The organism is Acinetobacter sp. AKBS16 (genome assembly GCF_002899995.1).
Lineage (GTDB): Bacteria > Pseudomonadota > Gammaproteobacteria > Pseudomonadales > Moraxellaceae > Acinetobacter > Acinetobacter baumannii.
The window spans coordinates 1-22,282 of record NZ_POYH01000003.1 but is presented as its reverse complement, the minus strand read 5'-3'; the positions used below and the strand labels follow the sequence as shown (position 1 = coordinate 22,282).

Below are 22,282 nucleotides of genomic sequence, written 5' to 3'. Positions count from 1 at the left end.
ATTTTTAAAACTTATTCTCTAAACCACCTCATCATCAAATTCATCGCTTAAAGCAACTAATCTAATCACAAGTAACTGTTTTTCAACAAGTTTCTATCTGCATCACCGCCGATGGATGTGCATTATAGACCATCTCTCTCCCTTTGCAACCCCTTTTTTAATATTAGTGCAACAACAGTTCGCTTTTTAATCAAAAATGATAAAAATAGTCATTTTTTATATAAACATGGCTGTAAAAGCAGCAATTTATCGAGCATTTTTTCGTTTTGATTCTTTTCTTGCCATCTTAAAGGTCGACAATCAATGTATTCACAATATCCACCTTCTCCTTGAAGACATTGATCATTCCAACTTAATTGATAACGAAAACTTCCTATGTATCCAGCAGCTAACCCAAATTTGTAATCACCACGACTTTCACCATAGAGTTCAAAAATAACTTTTCCATTTTTTTTACATTGCCAAGAAAACTCTCGTGGTAAATACATTTCTCGTCCATGCGGTGTTTCAACTTTTGGATAAACCCGGTGGATGTGGAAATTAACATCTTCGGTAAACGTGACGGGCTGCTTTCCTAGTTCTTGAATATCTAAACGTGAAAATAGAATGATATTCCACTGATTTCTTATTTGAGAAAGTGTAACTTGAGTTGTTTCATTCAAATTAATAATTTGGCAGGTATAAAAACATAAAGATAAAAAAGGTAAATGTAAGGCCCGAGCATGTTTAAATCGGCCTAATCCATTGACCTCATATTTCTGTCCTTTATATAAAATCTCACCTTCACAGTGGCACAAAATAGACCAGTAGTCAGATATTCCCCACTGCAATGCTGATGAATTCGAAATATCGGAAGGAGTTTGGACGATTAAATCACAACTCATTTCAGAATCGATTCGTCTAAGCTGAACTCTTGGGATTTGCCACTCAATAAGATCAGTTTTATCGAATTGATACCGACTAGGATTAAGCTGACACTGGCGTCGAATGGAATAAGTTTTTAAGTGCCCTACACTATGTAAGCTATTGCTAACCAGTACGGTTGCTGTATCAACTGCAGAAGTCAAAATACCATTTGTATTATAGCAAAGAGGAATTCTAGGCTGTCCGATCAGACTAATGTAATTAAAGTAACGAAGTGGTGCAGGCAGGTTAGGAAGAATTAAACCTTGATAGACAACTTTAAAAAAACCTCTGGCGGGCTGATAGACAACTCCCCCATTTGAGTTGAGGCTCAGTTGCTGTAATTGATTTTTTTCACTTATCAACTTAGGCATACCGAACCTCATCTAATTTTATGTTTTGATGGTCTCGTTATTTTTTTTAGCTAAAAGTGTGGTAACAAAACCTGATAGAGCATAGATGATTGATACAATCAAAATACCCATTGGAATATTATAAGTGATTGCTGCAAAAATCAGTACTACTGGCAACATAACTACAAAAGGAACACGCTTACGATCCATTTGCTTAAATGAATAATATTTAATATTAGAAATCATAAGTAGTCCTACAACCACCATGATGACTGCGTTAATGGTTTGAATAGCAATATCGCGTAAATCAAAAATGAACGGATAATCACGAGCTACCCATACGAGTGAAATAATGATAATCGCGGCGAGTGGACTAGCAATACCAATAAAATAGCGCTTATCAACCACTCCAATCTGAACATTAAATCGTGCTAAACGGAACGCGGCACAAGCGGTATAAACAAAACAGCATGCCAAACCGATACGGCCTAAGTCATGTAGACTCCAGCTATACATTAGCATTGCTGGCGCTACACCAAATGCTAACAAATCTGATAAAGAGTCATATTGCTCACCAAAAGCACTTTGGGCACCAATAGCTCTGGCAACGCGTCCATCTAACCCATCAAATAATGCTGCAAGAAAAATGGCATAAATCGCTTGAGCAAATTCGCCATTCATACTTGCAATAATGGAATAGAAACCAGACAACAAAGCGGCTGTCGTGATTAAGTTAGGCCAAAGGTAAATACCTCTGCGCTTCACTTTTTGTCCTTCCGGATTATCTTCTTCTTCAACCACTTCGAACGTAATCCCATCAAAAGAATGTTCATTATGAGTTAAATCTTGCTCTGGTTTAGGCGCATTTGTCATTATTTTCTATTCCAAACATGTGCATTGATTTAGATTAATTGTTACTCACCCACTAACCAGCGTACAGCGGCATGACCACCTGTTTCTTGCATACGTAAGTGAGGGAATAACCATTGTAGGGCTTGATCTGCTTGTTCGGAGAACTGCCAAGGTGGATTAATTACTAATAATCCACAACCATTCAAACCTACAGGTGTGTCATCTGGCCAAACACAAATTTCACAGATTAATTGACGGCGAATTCCAGTTTTAAACATTTTCTTTTCAAAACGTTCAATCATTGCGCGATCTTTAATTGGATACCAAACCGCGAAGACACCTGTTGGCCATTTTTTATAAGCGCTTTGTAAAAGTTCAACCAATTGCGGGAAATCCTTACGCTCTAATTCGTAAGGCGGATCAATCATCACTAAACCGCGCTTTTCCTTTGGTGGAATTACAGCAAGCAAGCCTTCATATGCATCACGCTCATGCAAACCTGCACGTTTATCATGAATGTTATGGCGTAATTGCTGAAATACATCACGCTGCATTTCAAATATTGTAGCCTTATCAATTTCACGCATACCTTGTAAAGCAAACCACGGAGAGCCCGGATAACTTCCCTTACCTTCTTGAGCACGTAATTCTTCTACAAGTTTTAGGTATTGCTGGATGGCTTCAGGAGCTTGGCGCTTTTCCATGTCAGAAAGCTGTACAAGACGATGAATACCTGTTAGGAATTCTCCTGACTTTTGTGCAGGTGCCTGAGATAGATCATATTTTCCTGCACCTCCATGCGTATCGATATAACGATAAGGTTTATCTTTAGCATTTAAACGGTTGAGAAGCTGTAGCAAAAGCACATGCTTCATAACATCTGCAAAGTTGCCCGCATGGAAATGGTGACGGTAATTCATGTTGACTTTAATTCCTCAATTCAACGATTAGTTTAACATGAAAAAAATATTCTTTCGTAAGGTTGTGATCATCTAAAATAAGGCTGCTTGATTTTCTTACGATCGATATGAGGTTATATGCGCTCTCAACCGCTTCCTGACTGCTGGAATCTGGACCAGATTTTAGATGACTTAAATGCTCATGGTTTCGCAATTGTGAACCAAGCTTATTCTGCTGAATATCATACTCAAGTTGCCAAAGAGTGTAGCCATCACTTTGATGAGTTTCGAGAAGCAGGTATTCAAAATGGTGTGGTGAGTACGATCCGAAGCGATCATATTTTATGGATTAATGAATCTCTTCCTGTTGCTGAGCAGCATGTAGAAACATTAACTTCATTTTGCCAGCATCTAAATCAAGCTTTCTTTTTAGGGATTAAAGAAGTAGAAGCACATTTTGCCTGTTATAACCCGGGTGAATTCTACGCATTACATCGAGATAATCCTCAGCAAAAAAATGATCGTATTATGTCTACCGTTTATTATTTACACCCTCAATGGCAAGATGACTGGGGTGGCCAATTACGCTTACAAGATAAAAACGATATTTGGCACATTATTACACCAGAGCCTAATCGCTTAGTTATATTTCAGAGCAATTTGCTTCATGAAGTTTTAGTTTCTAAACAGCAGCGCCTCTCTATTACTGCTTGGCTTCGTAGCGGAAACTCAATTTGGGTTTAAAAGAAAGCTCTTTAAATTTCTTAAACGGACCCGATATAAAAGATATTGATTAAAAAGGCGAAGGCGTATGTCTATTGAAACAAAAGCGATTGTGTCCAGAATTGGTGAAACAGACCAACTCTATTTAACTGAGAATACGCCCGAGCTTGCTTTGGAGCGTGCAGAATTACGTATGCAGCTCGTTACGTTAAGCCGTGTTCGCCAAGAACAAATTCACTTCTTGCAAGAAGCCATTGTTTTGCTGGAACAAGCTCGTATGGAATATGAAGAAATGCCAATGAGTTTGTATTTAAACCTATCGCTGCATTTAGCTAAAGCTTATATGCTTTATTTTGAGTTAAATAAGGAAAAACGCTTTGCGCTGATTGCTCAGCAAATTTTGAAACCTCTAGCTCATCATCAACATGGCGATATATATTTCTTCTTGGCTTATGCGTCAGCAGCACAGCAAGAGTCTGCACTAACTCGTCATTGGCTCACAAAATATTTATCAACCGCTCAATGTGATCTTGAGTTGCTTCATGAACATCCTATATTCAATCCGGTACGTCATGAACCATGGTATAAAAATTTAATTAAGTTAAGAACTCACTAACTTATGAATGAAAAAGGCCTGTTAACTATAACAGGCCTTTTTCATTTGTTATTTTTTCACACTATCTTCATGTAATTGCTCATTCAGCTCATCAATAACTACAATCCACTCATCATCTTTTTCCCAATGACTTTTTAAAAAATCACTTTGGCCTTGGGACCAGAAAGAGGCCTCATGTAACTTCTGTTCAGCCGGCAATTGATGCGTTCTGATAAAATTTTCAATACTTGCATCATCAGAATCTAAACCCAATTGCTCAAATAAAAGTTGTAATGTCGGTTGTTGTTCAAACATTGTTATTCTCCCATGGCTTCTTTTCAATAATCTAACAACAATAGATGTGAGTTGCATATCTATGCCTATATTTTCTTGTTGTTTTTTGTGTGTTCTTATTAAATTTCACATATAAAAAAGCACCCTACAAGAGAGTGCTTTCCAACTCATCAAACTGATGAATTATTTTACCATGTCAGCAATTGCTGCACGTTCTTCTTCAAGCTCGTTTAGAGTGAAGTTGATACGCTCACGGCTGAATTCATCGATTTCTAAACCTTGAACGATTTTGTATTCACCGTTTTCAGTTGTTACAGGGAAACCGAACATAACGCCTTCAGGAATACCATAAGAACCGTCAGAAGGAACGCCCATAGTTACCCATTTGCCGTTTGTACCAAGTGCCCAATCACGCATATGGTCGATTGCAGCGTTAGCAGCAGAAGCAGCAGAAGACAAACCACGCGCTTCGATAATCGCAGCACCACGTTTACCAACAGTTGGAAGGAATACGTCTTTGTTCCAAGCTGGATCGTTGATCTTGTCTTTTAAGCTTTCACCATTTGCAGTTGCAAAACGGTAGTCAGCATACATAGTTGGAGAGTGGTTACCCCAAACTGTTAATTTTTCGATGTCAGCTACAGCAACACCAGCTTTTTGAGCAACTTGAGTCAACGCACGGTTGTGGTCAAGACGCAACATTGCTGTGAAGTTTTTCGCTGGAAGATCTGGAGCAGATTTCATCGCGATGTAAGCATTCGTGTTTGCAGGGTTACCTACAACTAATACTTTAACGTCACGGCTAGCAACTTCGTTTAATGCTTGACCTTGGCCAATGAAGATTTCGCCGTTAACTTTTAACAAGTCAGCACGTTCCATACCAGGACCACGTGGACGAGAACCTACCAATAACGCATAGTCAGCATCTTTAAATGCAACTTTAGGATCATCAGTCCCGATCATGCCAGCCAATAAAGGGAAAGCACAGTCATCAAGTTCCATCATTACGCCTTTAAGCGCTTGTTGTGCTTTTTCAACTGGAACTTCAAGCAATTGTAAAATAACAGGTTGATCTTTACCTAGCATTTCACCGCTTGCGATACGGAATAATAAGCTGTAACCAATTTGACCTGCAGCGCCAGTCACGGCAACACGAACGGGTTGCTTCATGTAATTGTCTCCAATGAGTGTCCTTAATCGGGTTAAGTAGCGATTCTACTTAACCAAATCATCATAAACGGCAAAGATTGTACTCTAAAGAAGTGGCAGATGCATGTAAAAGCGACTCATTTTCACCAAAAGTCTGATAGAAAATACAAATTAACCTTTACAAATAGATTCAATGTATGGTCAGCATTTTTTTATGAAATGGTTATTGCTCTTAATAACTGCCTTTAATGGTAATTTCGCTTGGGCAATTAGAGACAACGTGATTTGAGCATTGCTTATATTGACCATTTACCGTGTAACAAACTTTAACTTCTGTTAGTACGACATCAGAGCGTGATAGCTGACAAGTGAAGCGAATACCATTTTGAGGTAAGCTCGGATTAAGCTTGGTAAATTGTTGACGTAATGTAGATTGTTGCATTTCCACATTAGTAGAGCTGGTTAGATTAGCAGGTATTTTTAAACGTTCAGCAAAGTTAATAATCGTACGGAAATATTGACTTGCATTCATAGGCACACAGCCACCCACACTTCTCCAGAGTTGCACACGAGCATTATTATCTGGCATCACCCGAGCGACCACCTTAGCTTGCAGTGGTGACAGTGTAGCTGAGCTTTGTGTTGAACAGTCAGTTCTGGTGGTTTCAGGCATTAAACCAGTAATCGTAAGCGAATATCCTTCAAGACATTTACGCTGCTTTTGTTTAGAAGGATCTAGCGCACAAACAGCAGGCGTCATCTGTACATGCATAACATAACCTTGCACGTTAACAGGTTCCGCATGTAAAACAGAACTCAACAAACCAACGCTTGCACAGATGATCCACCATGCAAGTTGCGATATTGATTGAAGTCCTAGGTCTCTATATTTCATTTAATTAAAACTTGGTTATGCCAATTAAAAGAATGTTCCATCATTCATCATCTAAAACTAAGGTGATGATCGCGTTGGAATGACTTTCATACGTTGTATTAATGATTGAGCACCTTGACCTAATATCACTCCATAATGCGTCGCATTCGTCATGACATGCTTGACATAATCTCTGGTCTCAAGCAATGGAATGGTTTCTGTATATTGATCAGCCTCAATCGGTTGATAATCAGGTTGCCAACGTCTTGCCCGATTCGGCCCAGCATTATAACCCGCCGTTGCTAAAACAGGGTTATTACTTAATTGCCCTTGAATCATCGATAAATAAAATGTCCCATAACGAATATTGGTGTTCATTTCACTTAACGCTGCCGGATTATATGTTTCTCCCATCTGGCGAGCAATCAACTTTGCCGTATCCGGCATAATTTGCATAAGTCCACCAGCACCCACATGAGAGCGTGCCGAGGTAACAAACCGGCTTTCTTGACGCATTAAACCATAAGCCCAAGCAGGATCAATTCCAGCATTGTAACTATGGCTTACGACATTGGTCTTATGCGGGGTCACATAACGATAAGTATCATTATGTTTATTCGTTGTACGATCTGCCGCATAAATCGCGCGGTCATACCATCCCATATCATGAGCACGTTTTGCCGCCGCTAATAGTAATCCATCATCATGCTGTAGATATGCTTGACGAACAGCCCAGTTCCACTCTCGGTTAGTATAGGTTGGGTTGGCATTAATCCGTCTTAAAGTAAATGCACGATTAAAGTGAATATTTTGATCTAGACGGCGTAAATCACTTGCAGTTGGCTCATCATTATATGGCTGATGATTATATCGTACGCCTAAACGGTCTTTTGCAAGAAGGTTGTGATAATCATCCCCACTTTCAGCTAATTTTTTATAAATACGTTGTGCCGTGTTTTTAGAATTACTATCGCCACGTTGCTCTGTCGCACGCGCTAACCAATATTGCCAGCGATCTTCTTGTTTTTGTGAAACCGACATACTATCAATTGCACGAATTAAACTTTCCCATGCACTAAAACGAATAGCTTGTCGTGCATAAATTTCAGCTTCTTCAGGACTTAACGGATAGCCATAACTTGCGTCAAAATATTGAAGGACTTCACGGTTAAAGTTGTTTTTCATTACCGTAGTTCCACCAATATAGGCTACGGTTCGATAGAGATACTTTTGCACGCTCTCTGGAGTGCCTTGCGCTACTCGCTGTACATTTGCAAAAGCATTTCCTAAATCATTATTTGCTAATCGGCCTAGTGCAAAAATCAAATAGGCATAATCTACGTCATTGGTTTTTGGTGCTGACCATAAGTAATTCAGTGGATTCGCCTGAATCTGATTGAGCTGAGCCAAAGACAAATTCAAACCCAAAGTCTGTGCTGTAGCAAGCGCCTGTCCAGATAAACCTGCACGTAACTGTACCCACAGGCGCTGCTGCTTGTCTTGCGTACTCATTAATGGACTAGTCAGCATCATACGGCCGAGTCCAATACATGATTCTGGTTGCGATTCGGTGGCTAACCATACATCTTTATATTCAGCAAAAACTAATGCATCACCACTTTTAGCTCTCACCTGCGCTAAAGCACAATTTTCGGCTTGGTCAGGATTCGAAACATAAGGCAAGATTGGTTGTGCAGACGCAAAGTCAGCTTGTTTGACTTTTTCTTCGACATAATCCGCGGCCAGCTTTTCTGCCATAGCAGACTGTGGATAGCGCTGTGCGAAGCTTACAATTGATGTCGGAGATTGAAAGCCTAAATTCGTGTTTAATTTCCAATATTCAGGATAGTAGCCCAACACATCATTTTGCATTGCAAGCTGATATTGATCTAACAATGCAGTATTACCACTATTGGCAGCATTTAGTGCATCGTTAAATTGTTCTTCTGCAGCATAAGATAATGAACAACCAAGTAAACACACAGCTCCTAACCAGCTACGATGTGCATATTTATTTTTCATCACACGACTCTTGTTTGATGAGCTCTTTTTACCTGGTCTCATAAATGCGTTAAATCCTGACTATCCACCTTTAGGCATAGTTTAATTATTCTTCATGCTTTCTTTTGTTGTGTTATGTAACTATCTGATTCAACATCATTAAAATTCATGTCATTTGTCTCCATAAATCATGTGTAGCTTATGGGAGTTTATTGTTATCTGTTCTGCTCAAAATACTGCTATAATGATTGGTTTGACCCGTTTTGGGTCATTTTATTATTTAACTAGATCGATCTGTTAGGAGCCTGCATGACGGTTCAAACCTTCATTCCCAATGGTGCCAAAGCTGCCTCAGAAAACACTGTTACCCAGCCAACGCACACCACTGACGTTTCAATAAAGAAACTATATATTGAAACTCAAGGGTGTCAGATGAATGAGTATGACAGTCACCGTATGGCAGACCTTTTGGGGGATTCTCATGGTTATGTGTTAACGAATAACCCTAATGAAGCAGACATTCTGCTCATGAATACTTGCTCTATCCGTGAAAAAGCACAAGAGAAAGTATTTAGTGAATTAGGTCGTTGGCGTAAACTAAAAGAACAAAATCCTGATCTTGTTATTGGCGTGGGTGGATGTGTTGCTTCTCAAGAAGGTGACAATATTCAAAAACGTGCACCTTATGTCGACATGATTTTTGGTCCACAAACCTTACACCGTTTACCGCAAATGCTTGATCAACACCACGCACAAGTGGAAAAGCCAAAAAAAGAAAAGATTAAGCTCGTTGATATTTCATTCCCTGATATTGAAAAATTCGACTTCTTACCTGAACCACGCGTAGAAGGTTTTAAAGCATTCGTTTCTATTATGGAAGGTTGCTCTAAATACTGTTCTTTCTGTGTTGTTCCATACACTCGTGGTGAAGAAGTTTCACGTCCACTTGACGATGTACTTGCAGAAATCGCAGGTCTTGCTGAAAAAGGTGTCCGTGAAATCAGCTTACTTGGTCAAAATGTGAACGGATATCGTGGTGAAACATTCGAAGGCGGCATTTGTACCTTCCCTGAATTGTTACGACTCGTTGCAGAAATTCCAGGTATTGGCCGTTTACGTTATACAACTTCGCATCCACTTGAGTTCTCTGATGAACTTATTCAGTGTTATGAAGATTTACCTCAAATGGTTTCACACTTACATTTGCCAGTACAAAGTGGATCTAATGATGTACTCAAAGCAATGAAGCGAAATCACACGATTGATGTATACATCGATAAGATTGCCAAGTTACGCAAAATACGCCCTGATATGCATTTATCGAGCGATTTTATCATTGGTTTCCCTGGTGAAACAGATGAGAATTTTGCAGAAACATTGCAGTTTATCAAAGACTTAGACTTTGATCATTCTTATAGCTTTGTTTACTCAAAACGCCCGGGTACACCAGCATCTGACTTACCAGATACAACTCCTGAACACGTTAAAAAAGAACGTTTAGCACAAGTTCAACAAGTCATTAAGCAATCTAGCATTGAAAAAACTGACGCAATGCTTGGCAAAATTGAACGTGTACTTATTGAAAAAGTATCTGATCAAGACCCTAATATTTTAGTAGGTACAGCAGACAATACACGTTTAGTGACTTTTGTAGGCGATGCATCGTGGGTTGGTCGTTTTGCAGAGATTGAGATTACTGAAATTAAAACTTTAAATTTAGTTTACGGTGAACTCTTGAATCTTGAGCCTGACGTGGCGTAATGTAGAGGTATTCTAAAGTCTACTGAAAGGTTTTCTCTTGACTGCAGCGATTCGACGTACCGTAACATTTCCTGAAATTTCAATGGAACGTTTAAAGAGCATCTTGGGTGCCTATAATGGGCACCTTAAGCAAATTGAACAGCGTTTAGATGTCAAAATTACTCATCGTGGAGATGTTTTTTACATAGATGGTGAGATAGATGCTGTTGGGAGAGCCGAAGCGTTATTGCAACGACTCTACGAAGAAACAGAGGCGTCCCAACAAATCAGTGCTGACCTGTTACACCTCTTGATTCAATCTTCGCAAACTGAACGAAACTTCGAACTAGTTGGCGAAGAAATGGATGAGCATGATGCGCCCATGGATGTCTATTTCCAGACTCGAAAAGGTCGCATTAATCCACGTGGTGCCAATCAAAAACGCTATGTACAACGTATTTTACAAAGCGATATTTCTTTTGGTGTAGGCCCTGCTGGTACAGGTAAAACTTATTTAGCAGTTGCTGCCGCAGTGGACATGTTAGAGCGTAATGAAATCCAGCGAATTTTACTTGTCCGCCCTGCGGTAGAGGCAGGAGAAAAGCTCGGTTTCTTACCTGGTGATTTAACCCAGAAAATCGACCCATATCTACGTCCTCTTTACGATGCCCTCTACGAAATGCTGGGCTTCGAAAAAGTCGCCAAGTTAATCGAACGTCAAGTGATTGAAGTTGCACCACTTGCTTATATGCGTGGTCGTACTCTTAACCATTCATTTGTGATTTTGGATGAAGCTCAAAACACTACACCAGAACAAATGAAAATGTTCTTGACCCGTTTAGGTTTTGGCTCTCGTGCAGTGATTACAGGTGACATTACCCAAGTAGATTTACCTCGAGGCCAACAATCTGGTTTGGCACACGCCCTTCGCGTACTTGAGAACATTAAAGAAATTCATATTACCCGTTTCCATTCCCGTGATGTAGTACGCCATCAACTTGTTCAAAAAATTGTTGAAGCTTATGAGGGTTGGGATGGTGAACAACAGCGTCTTAATGCTGAAGCACGTGCTGAACGTAAAGCACGCCAAGAAGCATTAATTGCTGAAAACGATACAGCAGCAGACTTGCAACATCAGGATGCTTAAGGATTCATTTTGAAAATCAGTTTAAGTTTACAACAAGACTTTCGATCCCCTGAGTTAGAGCTCAAACGAGCTCAACTCAAAAAAATTATTGAGACAACTTTACGCCACGTTGGCTATAAAGAAGATTGCGAAATTGGTATCGCATGTGTTGATTTGGAAGAAAGCCATCAACTTAACTTGCAATATCGAGAGAAAGATAAGCCAACTAACGTTCTATCTTTTCCAAGTGATATTCCAGAAGAAGTTTTACCAATGCTCGACGCATTACCGTTGGGTGATTTAGTAATTTGTATTCCAGTGGTATTACAAGAGGCTTTGGAACAAAAGAAAACTGCACAAAATCATTTTGCACATCTTTTAGTTCATGGGGTCCTACATTTACTTGGTTATGACCATGAAACAAGTGATGAGGATGCTGAAGAAATGGAAGGTTTAGAGATCGAAATCTTAGCTAAACTCAATATTGCCAACCCGTATCAGGAATAATCAAATTCCCTCACACGATTAAGAACGCAGTCAGCTTCTTAATACATTTTAAAAATGTGGATATCCTAAAAGTTATCCACATTTTTTCATTAATGAACTTCAAATTCAGCTTCAGCTGGATCAAAACGCCATGTACGAATAATACGAAGCTCCGAAATATCTTTCATATTTGCATCAAAACGGCCAAACGGCGCTCCACGCCGTACCGATGCCTTTGCTGCTTCATCTAGAACTGGATGACCTGAGCTTTCAAGCAAACGAATTGCACGAATTCCCCCTTGAGCATTCAAAATTACCATAAGGCGAACTTCACCTTTTAACTGTTGCTGTTTCGCTTCTTCTGGATAATAACGGTTGCCATAAAGCTCTACTTTTTCACGAAATTTATCTAGATAAGCTGCCGACGCATCTTTCTTGGCTTGAATACCATCTACTGTTTTTATTTTTTGTTGGCGACTAAAATCTTGCTGACGTTGTAAATACTGAGCTTCAAGACTCGCTACCATGGCAGCTTTTGCCTGAAACTGACTTTGTAATTGTTCAAGTGCTTTTTTTCTTTGGCTCTCCTCTGCTTGTTTCTGCCAACTCAATACAGTCATGAGTACTTTTTCTTCAAATTTAAGTTCTCTTTGTTGCTGCACTTTTTCTAAAGTTTCTAGCTGAGCTTCTCCTGTTGAAGCATCACTTGGCATAGGCGCTGGAGAGTTACTCGACATCCGATGAGCTGCCCGAAAAGCCCCTGAACCTTGTTGATCGGCTTGAGCTAAAAAGTCTGCATGCTTGATCACATCTTCAGTAGGACGAATCGATATTGCAATTTCTTTAGTCGATTGTTCTGATGGCGCAGGCATCGCAAAATGGATGAGCAACACAAAAATATGCAGTAAGATTGCTAATATTATTGCAGCGATAAAGACTCGGTCTTGCCACCAATAATAAAAAGGCTCTATGGATAGACTTCTTTTTTTCAACATAATCTTAAAAGCATATAGATGCCTTTTCCCCACGGTATTACCGAATAAAACATAAACTGATATTCAAATATGGATAAAAGTGTGATTCACTTCAAATATTGATATTTATCCATTTTCATTTTGTCAAAATGTATCAATTAAATTTGTTACACTGCAATATCAAAACCTGTTTTTTATCATAATAAAGATTGTGTGGATTCTTTAGTAAATCATCTTCTGGAAGTTCTTTTATGCAAACGCTATTTTCCTCATTAGTCAAACGTCTTCATAAAGTCTACCGAAAAGCTGAAGCCTTCATTGAGGAAGAAAGAGATTTTACATTATCGCAAACTTTTCTAAATGCGACCTTAGAACGCTACGTGACTAATAATGTCGAGTTTTTAGATGATCTACATGCAGATCTTTATCATGACTGGTTAAGACTCTATGCCACAATGCATGTTAAAGGTTTAGAGACCACTTTGTCGGTCGACTTAAAACTTATCCAGATGGAATTTAATAAAGAACAACAACTTATTGTTTTTGAGCAAATTAGTAACACGCAAATTGTAGAAGCTAAATATAAAAATTTCTGGCAAAAAATTGCTGTAAAAGCGGCTATTTTTTACTATCACAAAATTCTAAAAAAAGATCCATTAGGCATGATTCTGGAGCGATTTGATGTAGCCCAAGAAAAAGATGACCTGATCTTCTTAGACCTTAACCGTTGGTTTGCTAAAAAGGCCAGTATTATTGAAACTTTAGGCAAGGTTCATATCAACTATGCACGAGTACGTGAAGCAGAATTAGTTGTCTTTGGTAATGTTAATCTCGCTGCTTTACTTTTCCGTGATCAAGATGATGATTTTGAAGATGAACTTGGAGACACTGAAATTACGCCAATACAGCAAAAAGATGTATAACAACGGTATGAACTAAAGAAATACACTGTTAAAAAACACAAAGAGATTACATATTTAGCATAAATCCTGATTTTTTCTCCATGATCAACAGGCATAATATGCAAAAGTCATAGATGCATCAGCACTGACCTATCAGTCTGTACAAGGATATTTACTTATGGCAACAAAATTTCTGAAATCATTCAGCATCGCAACTGGTATTTCGACAACTTTGCTTATCGCAGGTTTCTCTAGCCATGCACTTGCCATGAGCCCATTTCAGGCAAATTATCAGTTTACCTACAATAATAAAGGTATGGGTTCAGCGACACGTGCATTGAGTCAACAAGGCAATAATTGGACTTATCAATTCACAGCAAAAGCAGGTGGAATCGCTTCTGCAAGTGAAACAAGTAAATTTAGTTTTGCAAACGGTAAAATTGGTTCACAAAGCTTTAGTCGTACCAGTAAAATTTTGATTCATAACAACACAATGAGTATTAATTTTAATCCTGGCAATAAGACTATTAGCACGAAAAAAGACGATAAAGCGCGCTCATTTGCTTGGCAGGCAGGTGTGCTTGATGAGCTAAATGCAGAATTACAGATTCGTGAAGATTTAAAAAATGGTTCACTTAAATCGTCTTACCCTCTAGCGGATGCAAAAGAAGTTGAAAATCGTCGTTTTGTTAAACAAGGCAACGAGAAAATTAAAACCTCTTATGGCACATTCGATACCGTAAAAGTTGTTTTACAACATAAGAAACCTGAGCGCAGCACAATTTTCTGGCTAGCACCGAAATTAGACTACCTTCCAGTCAAGGTAAGTCATATTGATGGCAAAACATCTTATGGTTTGTTATTAACAAGTTATACAGGTAAAACGAATTAAAGCTTGCATTTTTTCGGATGCTTTTTAAAATACGCATTTGCTTTAAAAAGCATCCGTCTAGAGGATTCTCCCGTGCACGCACTAGAACAGAAAATCTTAACAGAAGGTATCGTTCTATCTGATCAAGTGTTGAAAGTCGACGCTTTCTTAAATCACCAAATTGACCCTGTACTCATGCAGCAGATTGGTAAAGAATTTGCCGCTCGCTTTAAAGATGCAGGGATTACCAAGATTATTACCATTGAAGCTTCAGGTATTGCGCCAGCAATCATGGCAGGTTTAGAACTTGGTGTACCTGTGATTTTTGCTCGCAAATATCAATCGCTTACTTTAAAAGACGATTTATACCGCGCTAAAGTGTTTAGTTTCACTAAACAGACAGAAAGTACCATTGCCATTTCAAATAAGCACATCAACTCAAGCGACAAAGCCTTAGTGATTGATGACTTCTTAGCAAATGGTCAAGCTGCGCTTGGTTTGATTGACTTAATTCATCAAGCAAATGCAGAAGTTGTAGGTGTGGGTATTGTGATTGAAAAATCATTCCAACCAGGCCGTGATTTATTACTTGAAAAAGGTTACCGCGTTGAGTCATTAGCGCGCGTTCAATCACTTGCTGATGGCACAGTAACTTTTGTAAAAGAATAAAATAGTTTAAATAAAAAAGAGCGGAAACCCGCTCTTTTTTATTGCCATAAATTTAAGAATGAAGTTTTTTTACGATTTCGCCTAAGCGCTTCCCTTGTGCTTCACATAAAATTTTTTCATCTTGGCTTAAACTTTGATCATGTCTTGGACCACTCACGTGGCTTGCGCCATAGGGAGTCCCACCTGTTTTAGTATTCGACAAAGCCGGAATAGAGTTTGGTAATCCTAAAATCATCATACCGTGATGAAATAATGGAGGTAACATTGTTAATAACGTACTTTCTTGCCCACCATGCATTGAACCAGAAGAAGTAAAAACGCATGCTGGCTTATTATGTAAAGCACCATTTAACCAAAGGCTTGTAGTCTGATCCCAAAAATATTTCATTTCGCTTGCCATATTACCAAAGCGAGTTGGAGACCCTAGCGCTAAGCCTGCACAATTGGCCAGTTCCTCTAAAGTACAATAAATATCACCTTCTTCAGGAATGCTTGGCTCAGCTTCTGTTACTACTGTTGCAATATTAGGTACTGTGCGAATTTTTACATTCATACCTGCCGATTCAACACCATTCGCAATAAGGTGCGCCATTTCTTTAGTTGAACCATATTTACTGTAATAAAGCACAAGAATGTAAGGTTGCATCGGTTTCACGAATTTTGTTAAAAAGAACACTATACGGTATTTTTTGTTTTTTTGGCGTAGCCAATTTTATGAAATTCTAGAGGTGATTGATTTTTAAGGGCACAGTAACAAATATCGGTAAAAGCTTTTTACTACCTTTTGTTACGATGATACATACAGAACTTTCAGAATACTTTTTTATTCTTTAGGTTAAAGTTTACCCACATCAACGATAGTGTTCTCAACCGAATACACTGGTGAATATCAATCACCCACATCATGATTAAAAAAATCGGGATAGATGACGCATGTTAGAACGTTTTTTGAAGAAGCTTCCTTTTTATAACAAGACCTGGTTTCAATTTATTTTATTCGTAATTAAGCGTTTTGAAGCGGATCGTTGCCGTGAACAAGCCGGCTCCCTCACCTATACGACACTTTTTGCCGTTGTACCTATGTTAACGGTATTTTTAGTTATTATTTCTTCAATTAAGGCATTGGAACCTGCCAGACAACAGTTACAGCACTTAATCTACAGTAATTTTTTGCCTAAAAGTACGATTGCTTTTGATAAAGCTCTTAATGCTTTTACCGAAAAGTCCAGTAATTTAACTGTAATTGGTGTGCTATTCCTCTTTGTCACAACAGTTTTAATGCTTACTTCAATTGAAACCGTTTTTAACCGAATATGGCGAGTAAAAGAAACCCGTAGCGGTATTGTAGGCTTTATGCGTTACTGGACCATTATTTCACTTGGTCCAATTATTTTAGGCAGTGCATTTGTTATTTCATCAACTGTTGCTTCCATGAATTTATTGAGCAATAACTTCACAGGTTATCAACTTGATGGCGCATTTTTACTCTGGCTTATTTCTTTTGTTCTCACAATTTTAGGTTTTTTTATTTTATATTGGACTATTCCCAACCGCACAGTTCCCCTATATGCAGCAGCAATTGCTGCATGCTTAAGTGCTGCATTATTTGAGACACTCAAAAATTTATTTAGCTTTGTTATGTCAAATTTCACCAGTTATGAAATCATATATGGTGCGTTTGCAGCAGTACCTATTTTCCTATTATGGGTCTTCTTATCTTGGAATATTGTATTGCTTGGTGTCGAGGTAAGTTTTGCTCTTACCGCTTTTCATTCAGGCAAAGAGCAAAAAAGACATCCGGTTTTAATGCTACTCGACATTTTGGAATTGTTCTATAAAAAGCAAAAACTTGGTGAAAGCGTAAGTGATAAAGAAGCATTAGAAATTTTAGGTCGTGGTGAAGTTGGTCGTTGGCCTGCTTATGTTCTCTTACTAGAAGAGCAAAATCTAGTTAAACGTACCGATAAAGATGAATATGTTTTGGTCCGCAATTTATCTCAAGTCGACTTTTGGAGCTTCTTCACTGCACTGCCTTATCCATTACCTTTACGTCAGGATGTATCAAATGTTCATGATGATGACGAATGGATGGAAAAAATTGGCCCAGCTTTAGTAGAGTCTAATGATTATTTAGCTGCAAAGCTCTCTATTCCACTTTCAACAATTTTTGAAGAGAAATAATACTCAACTAAAGTCAGGGCTTAGCTGCTTTTAGCTTTGCCCTGCTTTAGACTCATAATGACAATTCCTGACAACACTAAAATACTTCCAAAAATAAATTTAATTTCTAGTTTTTCCTCTAATAACAAAATACTAAATAACACACCAAATAATGGGGTTAAAAAAGAAAATACCCCTAATCGTGATGCAAGATAATTTCTTAATAACCAAAACCATAATAGTAAACTTGCAAAAGATACGATTAAAGTTTGAAAGCTTAAGCTTAAGATCGTTAAAGTGGTGAAATGAATTGTTGTTTGATTTGTTAAAAAAGCGATTAGTAAGAGTAGAACAAAACAGCCAAATAGTTGATAAAACAATGTTTGAGTTGCCGGCGCTTGAGCTAAAGGAGATAAACGAACAATAATTGTACTGAGCGCCCATGCAAGCCCAGCCATAAGTGCATATAAATCGCCTAACAAAACTTGTGCTAGAGCTGGCGCATTTGTAGCTGTGGTTGTTGGGTAAAATGTAAGAATGATCCCCATAAAAGCCAGAGCAATGCCACCCCATTGCGCTCGATTCAGACGTTCAGTAGGAAATTTCCAATGAAGCCCTAATGCAACAAAAATTGGAGCGGTATACAGTAAAACTACTGTATGAGAGGTAGAGGTAAACTTTAAGGCTTGGGTGACGAAATAAAATTCTAATGAAAAAAATAAAGCAATAAGAGCGCCAGCTTTGCATTGTCTATAAGAAAATAGATGAATCGAATGATCTCGCCACAATAAAGGTAAAACCAAAATAGCAGATAAGCCGGAACGTAAAGCGATTTGCATAATCGGCGAAATATCTGGTGCTGCTATTTTCAGAACTACCTGTTGCAGCCCTAGGACCATACATAAAAGCACCATTAAAGCCGAAGCTCTGGTATCCAGATTTTTGCGCTCTTCCATTTAGCACCTTTATTTATAGCGAAAAATCTGACTATAGAACTGTCTTATTTAGATGATATAGTGAAAAACAGACAATACATAAGCAATTTCAGGCAATTTTCAAAGATGAAAAAATCAGCTCAACGTGTGCAGGATTTTCAGGAAATTCCGGCTCATAACGCAATTCCTGATTTGCTTTGGTTCCGTGTTCGTAATGCACCCGCAGAAACGGTTTATCCTCAACATGCGCATGCATGGGGTGAGTTTATTTATGCGTTTAGTGGTGTACTCGAAGTTAATATTGATCAAATTAATTATTTAACCCCGCCACCTTATGGTATTTGGCTTCCTCCTTATACCAAACACAGTGGTATTAACCGCAACGAAGTGACTCATGCAACTTTATATGTTCATGAAAGTCTGTGCCAAAAGTTACCGCAGAAAGCCGGTATCCTATTAACATCCCCACTTGTACCTGCTTTACTCGATCACTTGAGGCAAAACCCACACGATGAAACCCAAGTCGAATATATACGCCTACTCCAAGTTTTATTAGATCAACTCATACAGGCTGAATTAGTGGGTAGTTATTTACCTACAACAGATCATCCAGCTTTAGCAAAAATTCTAAATGATTTACATCAATGCCCTGCCGATAACAGCACCTTGCAAGAATTAGCTGAACGAATAAATATGACTGAAAGAACGTTGGCACGTTACAGTCAAAAAGAGTTGGGAATGTCTTTACATGAATGGAGGCAACGATTAAAAGTAATGAAAGCAATGACCATGCTTAATCAAGGAAAAACCATAGAAAGTATCGCTTTTGATTTGGGCTATGCCAGCGCATCGGCATTTATTTATATGTTTAAACGTTGGATGGGTTTTACCCCAGACCAGTTCCGAAAACTCTATCAATAAATTAATTTTGAGTATAATAAAAACCCTATTATCCGGTTAATAATAGGGTTTAAAGTTTAATAACTTAAATAAAATTATGCTTTAACAAATGTTTCCCAAACAAAATCTTGAGTAACACCTTTCAAAGTCATTTTTAACTGATCGCCAGCATTTAATGGCCCTACACCTGCGGGTGTACCCGTCATAATGACATCGCCTGGCTCAAGTGAGAACACCTGATTAATATCTACTAAAAGATAAGCAATATTAAACATGAGCAAAGCGGTATTACCGTCTTGACGTAATTCATCATTAATATGGAAAGTAAATCTAGTCTCTTCCCAGTTCGTGATTTCACTCACATCTACCCAGTCTGCAAGCACACACGAACCATCAAAAGCCTTTGCTCTTTCCCAGGGTTGGCCTTTATCTTTTAACTCATTTTGTAAGTCACGTAATGTTAAATCCAATCCTAAAGTCACTGCACCAATGGCCTGCAATACTTTTTGCGGATCAGTTTCTCCTTTTAGTGGCTGATCAATGCGTAAAACAAATTCGCATTCGAAATGACAACTACCCCACGCAGGATTCCATGAAATGCCTTCATCTAAACCAATCAAACTACTTGGTGGTTTGATAAATAACACCGGACGTCCTGGCATTGCATTGTTCAGCTCTTTTACATGATCAGCATAACTTCTGCCCACACAAACGATTTTTGAAGGACGTGTTTTCATGAAGCTTCCTTTATTGTTGCGGCTAATAATTCCAATAACTTATTTCTTAAATGTATTTTCAAATATAGTTTGATCTGAAGCCTGAGCAAATGCACGTTTCGGTACAATGATGACCGTTTTATTTTTAAGCTCAAGCATATAAGTCAGCTTGCCTTTAGCAAAAGTCTGCACTTCACTATACTGTACAGCTTGTTTACGCCCAGCAGCATAGAGCTCAAAATAATCTTGATATAAATCGATTCCTTGCTCGCTCTTACCAAATTGATAACGTACAAATTGACGTTTAAACATCATAGGTAAAAGCCAGTAGCGCATTAGACCTTGCATAACCAAGAAGAAAACGCCTAAAGCAACATAGTAGCGGCCAACACCTGAAAAGCCTAAATATAAGCCCCAAATAATAATTGCAATACTAATAACAGGTGTCAAAAACCGTGTGAATTGCTTCTTTCCGAATGTCACCAAGCCAAATCCGTCTTGAGACTCTTCTAAATTTAAATAATAACGTAAAGATAAAGCGCTTTTTTGCTCGGTCATCACAATGTATCAATATTGAATAAATCGAAACTATTAGAGCATATTCATCTACGCTTTAAAATGAATCAAAAGTGATTTTTTATTTTTGCTTTAACTGTAAAGCTTTTATTAGTACAAGCTACTTATGCGTTTCATATATAGAACGTAGATTCATATTTATAAGGCTTATTTCATATTTTTAAATTTATAGAATGCTTCTATTGTCTCTTTTCGTGGAATTCGTCATGTCTCTCTTTGCAAAACTATTTGGCTTCAAACAAAAAACAACAGCTCAAGAAGATGTGGCTTTGAAAGCTGCTCAAGAGCTAGAACCTTCAAATGAAACCTCTTTTATAGAACTCATTAAAAACCGCCGCTCTATTTATGCAATTGGCAATAACTTAAGCCAATCAAATGATGAGATTGAAAAGTTAATTCAAGAAGCAATAAGACACAGCCCTTCAGCTTTTAACTCTCAATCATCTCGCGCTGTGATCTTATTTGGACAATCACATCATAAATTCTGGAATACAGTTCTAGAAGTTTTAAAAACCATTATCCCAGCTGAAGCGGTATCTGGAACAGAACAAAAAATTCAAAGCTTTGCAGCAGGCGCAGGTACAGTTCTGTTTTATGAAGACCAGAGCATTATTAAAAGCTTACAAGAGCAATTTGAACTTTATGCTGATAATTTTCCGATCTGGTCAGAACATTCAACAGCAATTGCTCAATTTGCAGTTTGGAATGTATTAGCTGAACAAAATATTGGTGCTTCATTGCAACACTACAATCCAATTATTGATGAGAAAATTAATACCTCATTTAATATCCCAGCAGAATGGAAACTAAGAGCTCAGCTAGTTTTTGGTTCTATTGAAGGCGCAGCAGGCGAAAAAGCTTTTATTGATGATGAAAGCCGCTTCAAAACATTCGGCTAATAAATAGCTTCGAATTTAGATTTTTTAAAGCTGGTTATCACAAGTACCAGCTTTCTTTATTAAAAAATTATAAAAAACAGGCACAAAAAAACCGCTATATATAGCGGTTAATTCTTCAAGTGGTGCGCTCAGAGAGATTCGAACTCCCGACCCCTTAGTTCGTAGCCAAGTGCTCTATCCAGCTGAGCTATGAGCGCGTACTTGATGGAGGGCATTATACGCAGTTTTTTCATTTTAGAAAGACATTTTTCATCTTTTTGTCATCAAGCGTCTAGTTCTTAGCCATAATGAAATATTTAAGTAGATTAGCTTCAAAAAAGTCGAGATGATTGCCTATAAAATGTATTTGAAATATTTTTTTTCAATTAAAGTTCTCTATTTCCCGTATCTAATTTGGGCATTTTGGCCAAATTGACAGAAACAAAAGTCTAGTTTTTTAGTCAGGATTATATAAATAAAATATTTCTACTTATGCAAAAGTCTTTTTATAAATAAAATTAGTTAGCTTTAATATTCATAAAAAATAATAAAAAAATAAAGAAAAAATGTATTCATCTATAAAGAATATATTATAAAAAAAATTATTATTTTTATGTCTAAATCTAAAGAATAACTAATTGTCAAAATATTATAAGTATCAATTTATTTGAGTAGAAATATGCATTGACACTTTTTGAGATCTACG

At 37.9% G+C, this 22,282-nt stretch carries 22 protein-coding genes, 1 tRNA gene and 1 pseudogene; 11 read left to right on the top strand and 13 right to left on the bottom strand.

Going from position 1 to position 22,282, the window contains the following annotated elements:
• Nucleotides 1-190 precede the first annotated feature (190 nt).
• The 3 genes and pseudogenes from C1642_RS00310 to C1642_RS00300 all read right to left on the bottom strand — a co-directional run bounded on the left by C1642_RS00310 (nt 191) and on the right by C1642_RS00300 (nt 3,028).
• A pseudogene (locus tag C1642_RS00310) lies at nt 191-1,277 on the bottom strand (DUF6670 family protein).
• An 18-nt stretch (nt 1,278-1,295) separates the two neighbouring features.
• Nucleotides 1,296-2,129 (bottom strand): CDP-diacylglycerol--serine O-phosphatidyltransferase, encoded by an 834-nt coding sequence (gene pssA / locus C1642_RS00305; RefSeq protein WP_000180205.1) that lies wholly within the window; start codon nt 2,127-2,129, stop codon nt 1,296-1,298.
• 41 nt (nt 2,130-2,170) lie between these two features.
• Entirely contained in the window at nt 2,171-3,028 is an 858-nt protein-coding gene (locus tag C1642_RS00300) for a 23S rRNA (adenine(2030)-N(6))-methyltransferase RlmJ (protein ID WP_001109438.1), read from the bottom strand.
• Nucleotides 3,029-3,145: 117 nt separating this feature from the next.
• Here C1642_RS00300 and C1642_RS00295 point away from each other — a divergent pair, with 117 nt between their 5' ends.
• Nucleotides 3,146-3,751 (top strand): 2OG-Fe(II) oxygenase, encoded by a 606-nt coding sequence (locus C1642_RS00295; protein ID WP_103235748.1) that lies wholly within the window; start codon nt 3,146-3,148, stop codon nt 3,749-3,751.
• A gap of 67 nt (nt 3,752-3,818) precedes the next feature.
• On the top strand, nt 3,819-4,346 hold the full coding sequence (locus tag C1642_RS00290) for a hypothetical protein (RefSeq protein WP_000021434.1): 528 nt from the start codon (nt 3,819-3,821) through the stop codon (nt 4,344-4,346).
• A 48-nt stretch (nt 4,347-4,394) separates the two neighbouring features.
• On the opposite strand, the gene C1642_RS00285 is transcribed toward C1642_RS00290, so the two are convergent.
• The 4 genes from C1642_RS00285 to C1642_RS00270 form a co-directional block, all read right to left on the bottom strand.
• Nucleotides 4,395-4,640: a DUF2789 family protein gene (locus tag C1642_RS00285; RefSeq protein ID WP_000462894.1), complete on the bottom strand. Its 246-nt coding sequence runs from the start codon at nt 4,638-4,640 to the stop codon at nt 4,395-4,397.
• A 162-nt stretch (nt 4,641-4,802) separates the two neighbouring features.
• Nucleotides 4,803-5,789 carry a malate dehydrogenase gene (locus C1642_RS00280; protein WP_000813006.1) on the bottom strand — a complete coding sequence of 329 codons (987 nt, stop codon included), beginning with the start codon at nt 5,787-5,789 and terminating at the stop codon, nt 4,803-4,805.
• 211 nt (nt 5,790-6,000) lie between these two features.
• The gene (locus tag C1642_RS00275) at nt 6,001-6,663 is read right to left on the bottom strand and encodes a hypothetical protein (protein WP_000877281.1); all 663 of its coding nucleotides are present in this window, start codon (nt 6,661-6,663) and stop codon (nt 6,001-6,003) included.
• 57 nt (nt 6,664-6,720) lie between these two features.
• Nucleotides 6,721-8,664: a lytic transglycosylase domain-containing protein gene (locus tag C1642_RS00270; RefSeq protein ID WP_002125516.1), complete on the bottom strand. Its 1,944-nt coding sequence runs from the start codon at nt 8,662-8,664 to the stop codon at nt 6,721-6,723.
• Between the two features lie 288 nt (nt 8,665-8,952).
• Between C1642_RS00270 and miaB the strand changes: the two genes are divergently transcribed.
• The 3 genes from miaB to ybeY are packed head-to-tail and all read left to right on the top strand — an operon-like array spanning nt 8,953 to nt 12,016.
• Entirely contained in the window at nt 8,953-10,404 is a 1,452-nt protein-coding gene (gene miaB / locus C1642_RS00265; protein WP_000218141.1) for a tRNA (N6-isopentenyl adenosine(37)-C2)-methylthiotransferase MiaB, read from the top strand.
• A gap of 37 nt (nt 10,405-10,441) precedes the next feature.
• Complete coding sequence (locus C1642_RS00260) at nt 10,442-11,530, top strand: PhoH family protein (protein WP_000122983.1); 1,089 nt, start codon at nt 10,442-10,444, stop codon at nt 11,528-11,530.
• Between the two features lie 9 nt (nt 11,531-11,539).
• Complete coding sequence (ybeY, locus tag C1642_RS00255) at nt 11,540-12,016, top strand: rRNA maturation RNase YbeY (RefSeq protein ID WP_000703572.1); 477 nt, start codon at nt 11,540-11,542, stop codon at nt 12,014-12,016.
• Between the two features lie 89 nt (nt 12,017-12,105).
• Here ybeY and C1642_RS00250 read toward each other — a convergent pair whose 3' ends face one another.
• Nucleotides 12,106-12,990: an energy transducer TonB gene (locus tag C1642_RS00250; RefSeq protein ID WP_033853982.1), complete on the bottom strand. Its 885-nt coding sequence runs from the start codon at nt 12,988-12,990 to the stop codon at nt 12,106-12,108.
• 230 nt (nt 12,991-13,220) lie between these two features.
• Between C1642_RS00250 and C1642_RS00245 the strand changes: the two genes are divergently transcribed.
• The 3 genes from C1642_RS00245 (at nt 13,221) to C1642_RS00235 (ending at nt 15,411) form a co-directional block, all read left to right on the top strand.
• Nucleotides 13,221-13,892 (top strand): hypothetical protein, encoded by a 672-nt coding sequence (locus C1642_RS00245; protein ID WP_001193955.1) that lies wholly within the window; start codon nt 13,221-13,223, stop codon nt 13,890-13,892.
• A gap of 157 nt (nt 13,893-14,049) precedes the next feature.
• Nucleotides 14,050-14,763 (top strand): DUF3108 domain-containing protein, encoded by a 714-nt coding sequence (locus tag C1642_RS00240; RefSeq protein ID WP_000201544.1) that lies wholly within the window; start codon nt 14,050-14,052, stop codon nt 14,761-14,763.
• Nucleotides 14,764-14,835: 72 nt separating this feature from the next.
• On the top strand, nt 14,836-15,411 hold the full coding sequence (locus C1642_RS00235) for a xanthine phosphoribosyltransferase (RefSeq protein WP_000543071.1): 576 nt from the start codon (nt 14,836-14,838) through the stop codon (nt 15,409-15,411).
• A 52-nt stretch (nt 15,412-15,463) separates the two neighbouring features.
• Here the strand turns inward: C1642_RS00235 and wrbA are convergent, their stop codons facing one another.
• Complete coding sequence (wrbA, locus tag C1642_RS00230; RefSeq protein WP_001183347.1) at nt 15,464-16,057, bottom strand: NAD(P)H:quinone oxidoreductase; 594 nt, start codon at nt 16,055-16,057, stop codon at nt 15,464-15,466.
• Between the two features lie 287 nt (nt 16,058-16,344).
• Between wrbA and C1642_RS00225 the strand changes: the two genes are divergently transcribed.
• Nucleotides 16,345-17,592, top strand: a complete 1,248-nt coding sequence (locus tag C1642_RS00225; RefSeq protein ID WP_000893466.1) for a YihY family inner membrane protein — start codon at nt 16,345-16,347, stop codon at nt 17,590-17,592.
• A 20-nt stretch (nt 17,593-17,612) separates the two neighbouring features.
• Here the strand turns inward: C1642_RS00225 and C1642_RS00220 are convergent, their stop codons facing one another.
• The gene (locus tag C1642_RS00220; protein ID WP_103235747.1) at nt 17,613-18,527 is read right to left on the bottom strand and encodes a DMT family transporter; all 915 of its coding nucleotides are present in this window, start codon (nt 18,525-18,527) and stop codon (nt 17,613-17,615) included.
• A 105-nt stretch (nt 18,528-18,632) separates the two neighbouring features.
• Here C1642_RS00220 and C1642_RS00215 point away from each other — a divergent pair, with 105 nt between their 5' ends.
• Nucleotides 18,633-19,427, top strand: coding sequence for a helix-turn-helix domain-containing protein (locus C1642_RS00215; RefSeq protein WP_000747858.1), 795 nt, complete (start codon nt 18,633-18,635; stop codon nt 19,425-19,427).
• A 74-nt stretch (nt 19,428-19,501) separates the two neighbouring features.
• Here C1642_RS00215 and C1642_RS00210 read toward each other — a convergent pair whose 3' ends face one another.
• Both C1642_RS00210 and C1642_RS00205 read right to left on the bottom strand, forming a co-directional pair.
• Nucleotides 19,502-20,143 (bottom strand): fumarylacetoacetate hydrolase family protein, encoded by a 642-nt coding sequence (locus C1642_RS00210; protein ID WP_103235746.1) that lies wholly within the window; start codon nt 20,141-20,143, stop codon nt 19,502-19,504.
• Nucleotides 20,144-20,182: 39 nt separating this feature from the next.
• Nucleotides 20,183-20,680, bottom strand: coding sequence for a YcxB family protein (locus C1642_RS00205; protein ID WP_000139385.1), 498 nt, complete (start codon nt 20,678-20,680; stop codon nt 20,183-20,185).
• Between the two features lie 224 nt (nt 20,681-20,904).
• On the opposite strand from C1642_RS00205, the gene C1642_RS00200 reads away from it, so the two are divergent.
• Nucleotides 20,905-21,597, top strand: coding sequence for a nitroreductase family protein (locus C1642_RS00200; RefSeq protein ID WP_031379907.1), 693 nt, complete (start codon nt 20,905-20,907; stop codon nt 21,595-21,597).
• 120 nt (nt 21,598-21,717) lie between these two features.
• Here C1642_RS00200 and C1642_RS00195 read toward each other — a convergent pair.
• A tRNA-Arg gene (locus tag C1642_RS00195) sits at nt 21,718-21,794 on the bottom strand.
• Nucleotides 21,795-22,282 lie beyond the last annotated feature (488 nt).

Bases quoted from the DNA above. Each gene is read 5' to 3' on its own strand.
- C1642_RS00285 (WP_000462894.1), bottom strand. From the start codon at position 4,640: ATGTTTGAACAACAACCGACATTACAACTTTTATTTGAGCAATTGGGT.
- C1642_RS00200 (WP_031379907.1), top strand. From the start codon at position 20,905: ATGTCTCTCTTTGCAAAACTATTTGGCTTCAAACAAAAAACAACAGCT.
- C1642_RS00300 (WP_001109438.1), bottom strand. From the start codon at position 3,028: ATGAATTACCGTCACCATTTCCATGCGGGCAACTTTGCAGATGTTATG.
- wrbA (WP_001183347.1), bottom strand. From the start codon at position 16,057: ATGCAACCTTACATTCTTGTGCTTTATTACAGTAAATATGGTTCAACT.
- C1642_RS00210 (WP_103235746.1), bottom strand. From the start codon at position 20,143: ATGAAAACACGTCCTTCAAAAATCGTTTGTGTGGGCAGAAGTTATGCT.
- C1642_RS00205 (WP_000139385.1), bottom strand. From the start codon at position 20,680: ATGACCGAGCAAAAAAGCGCTTTATCTTTACGTTATTATTTAAATTTA.
- C1642_RS00270 (WP_002125516.1), bottom strand. From the start codon at position 8,664: ATGAAAAATAAATATGCACATCGTAGCTGGTTAGGAGCTGTGTGTTTA.
- C1642_RS00290 (WP_000021434.1), top strand. From the start codon at position 3,819: ATGTCTATTGAAACAAAAGCGATTGTGTCCAGAATTGGTGAAACAGAC.
- C1642_RS00280 (WP_000813006.1), bottom strand. From the start codon at position 5,789: ATGAAGCAACCCGTTCGTGTTGCCGTGACTGGCGCTGCAGGTCAAATT.
- C1642_RS00240 (WP_000201544.1), top strand. From the start codon at position 14,050: ATGGCAACAAAATTTCTGAAATCATTCAGCATCGCAACTGGTATTTCG.
- C1642_RS00220 (WP_103235747.1), bottom strand. From the start codon at position 18,527: ATGGAAGAGCGCAAAAATCTGGATACCAGAGCTTCGGCTTTAATGGTG.
- pssA (WP_000180205.1), bottom strand. From the start codon at position 2,129: ATGACAAATGCGCCTAAACCAGAGCAAGATTTAACTCATAATGAACAT.
- miaB (WP_000218141.1), top strand. From the start codon at position 8,953: ATGACGGTTCAAACCTTCATTCCCAATGGTGCCAAAGCTGCCTCAGAA.
- C1642_RS00295 (WP_103235748.1), top strand. From the start codon at position 3,146: ATGCGCTCTCAACCGCTTCCTGACTGCTGGAATCTGGACCAGATTTTA.
- C1642_RS00225 (WP_000893466.1), top strand. From the start codon at position 16,345: ATGTTAGAACGTTTTTTGAAGAAGCTTCCTTTTTATAACAAGACCTGG.
- C1642_RS00215 (WP_000747858.1), top strand. From the start codon at position 18,633: ATGAAAAAATCAGCTCAACGTGTGCAGGATTTTCAGGAAATTCCGGCT.
- C1642_RS00250 (WP_033853982.1), bottom strand. From the start codon at position 12,990: ATGTTGAAAAAAAGAAGTCTATCCATAGAGCCTTTTTATTATTGGTGG.
- C1642_RS00275 (WP_000877281.1), bottom strand. From the start codon at position 6,663: ATGAAATATAGAGACCTAGGACTTCAATCAATATCGCAACTTGCATGG.
- C1642_RS00245 (WP_001193955.1), top strand. From the start codon at position 13,221: ATGCAAACGCTATTTTCCTCATTAGTCAAACGTCTTCATAAAGTCTAC.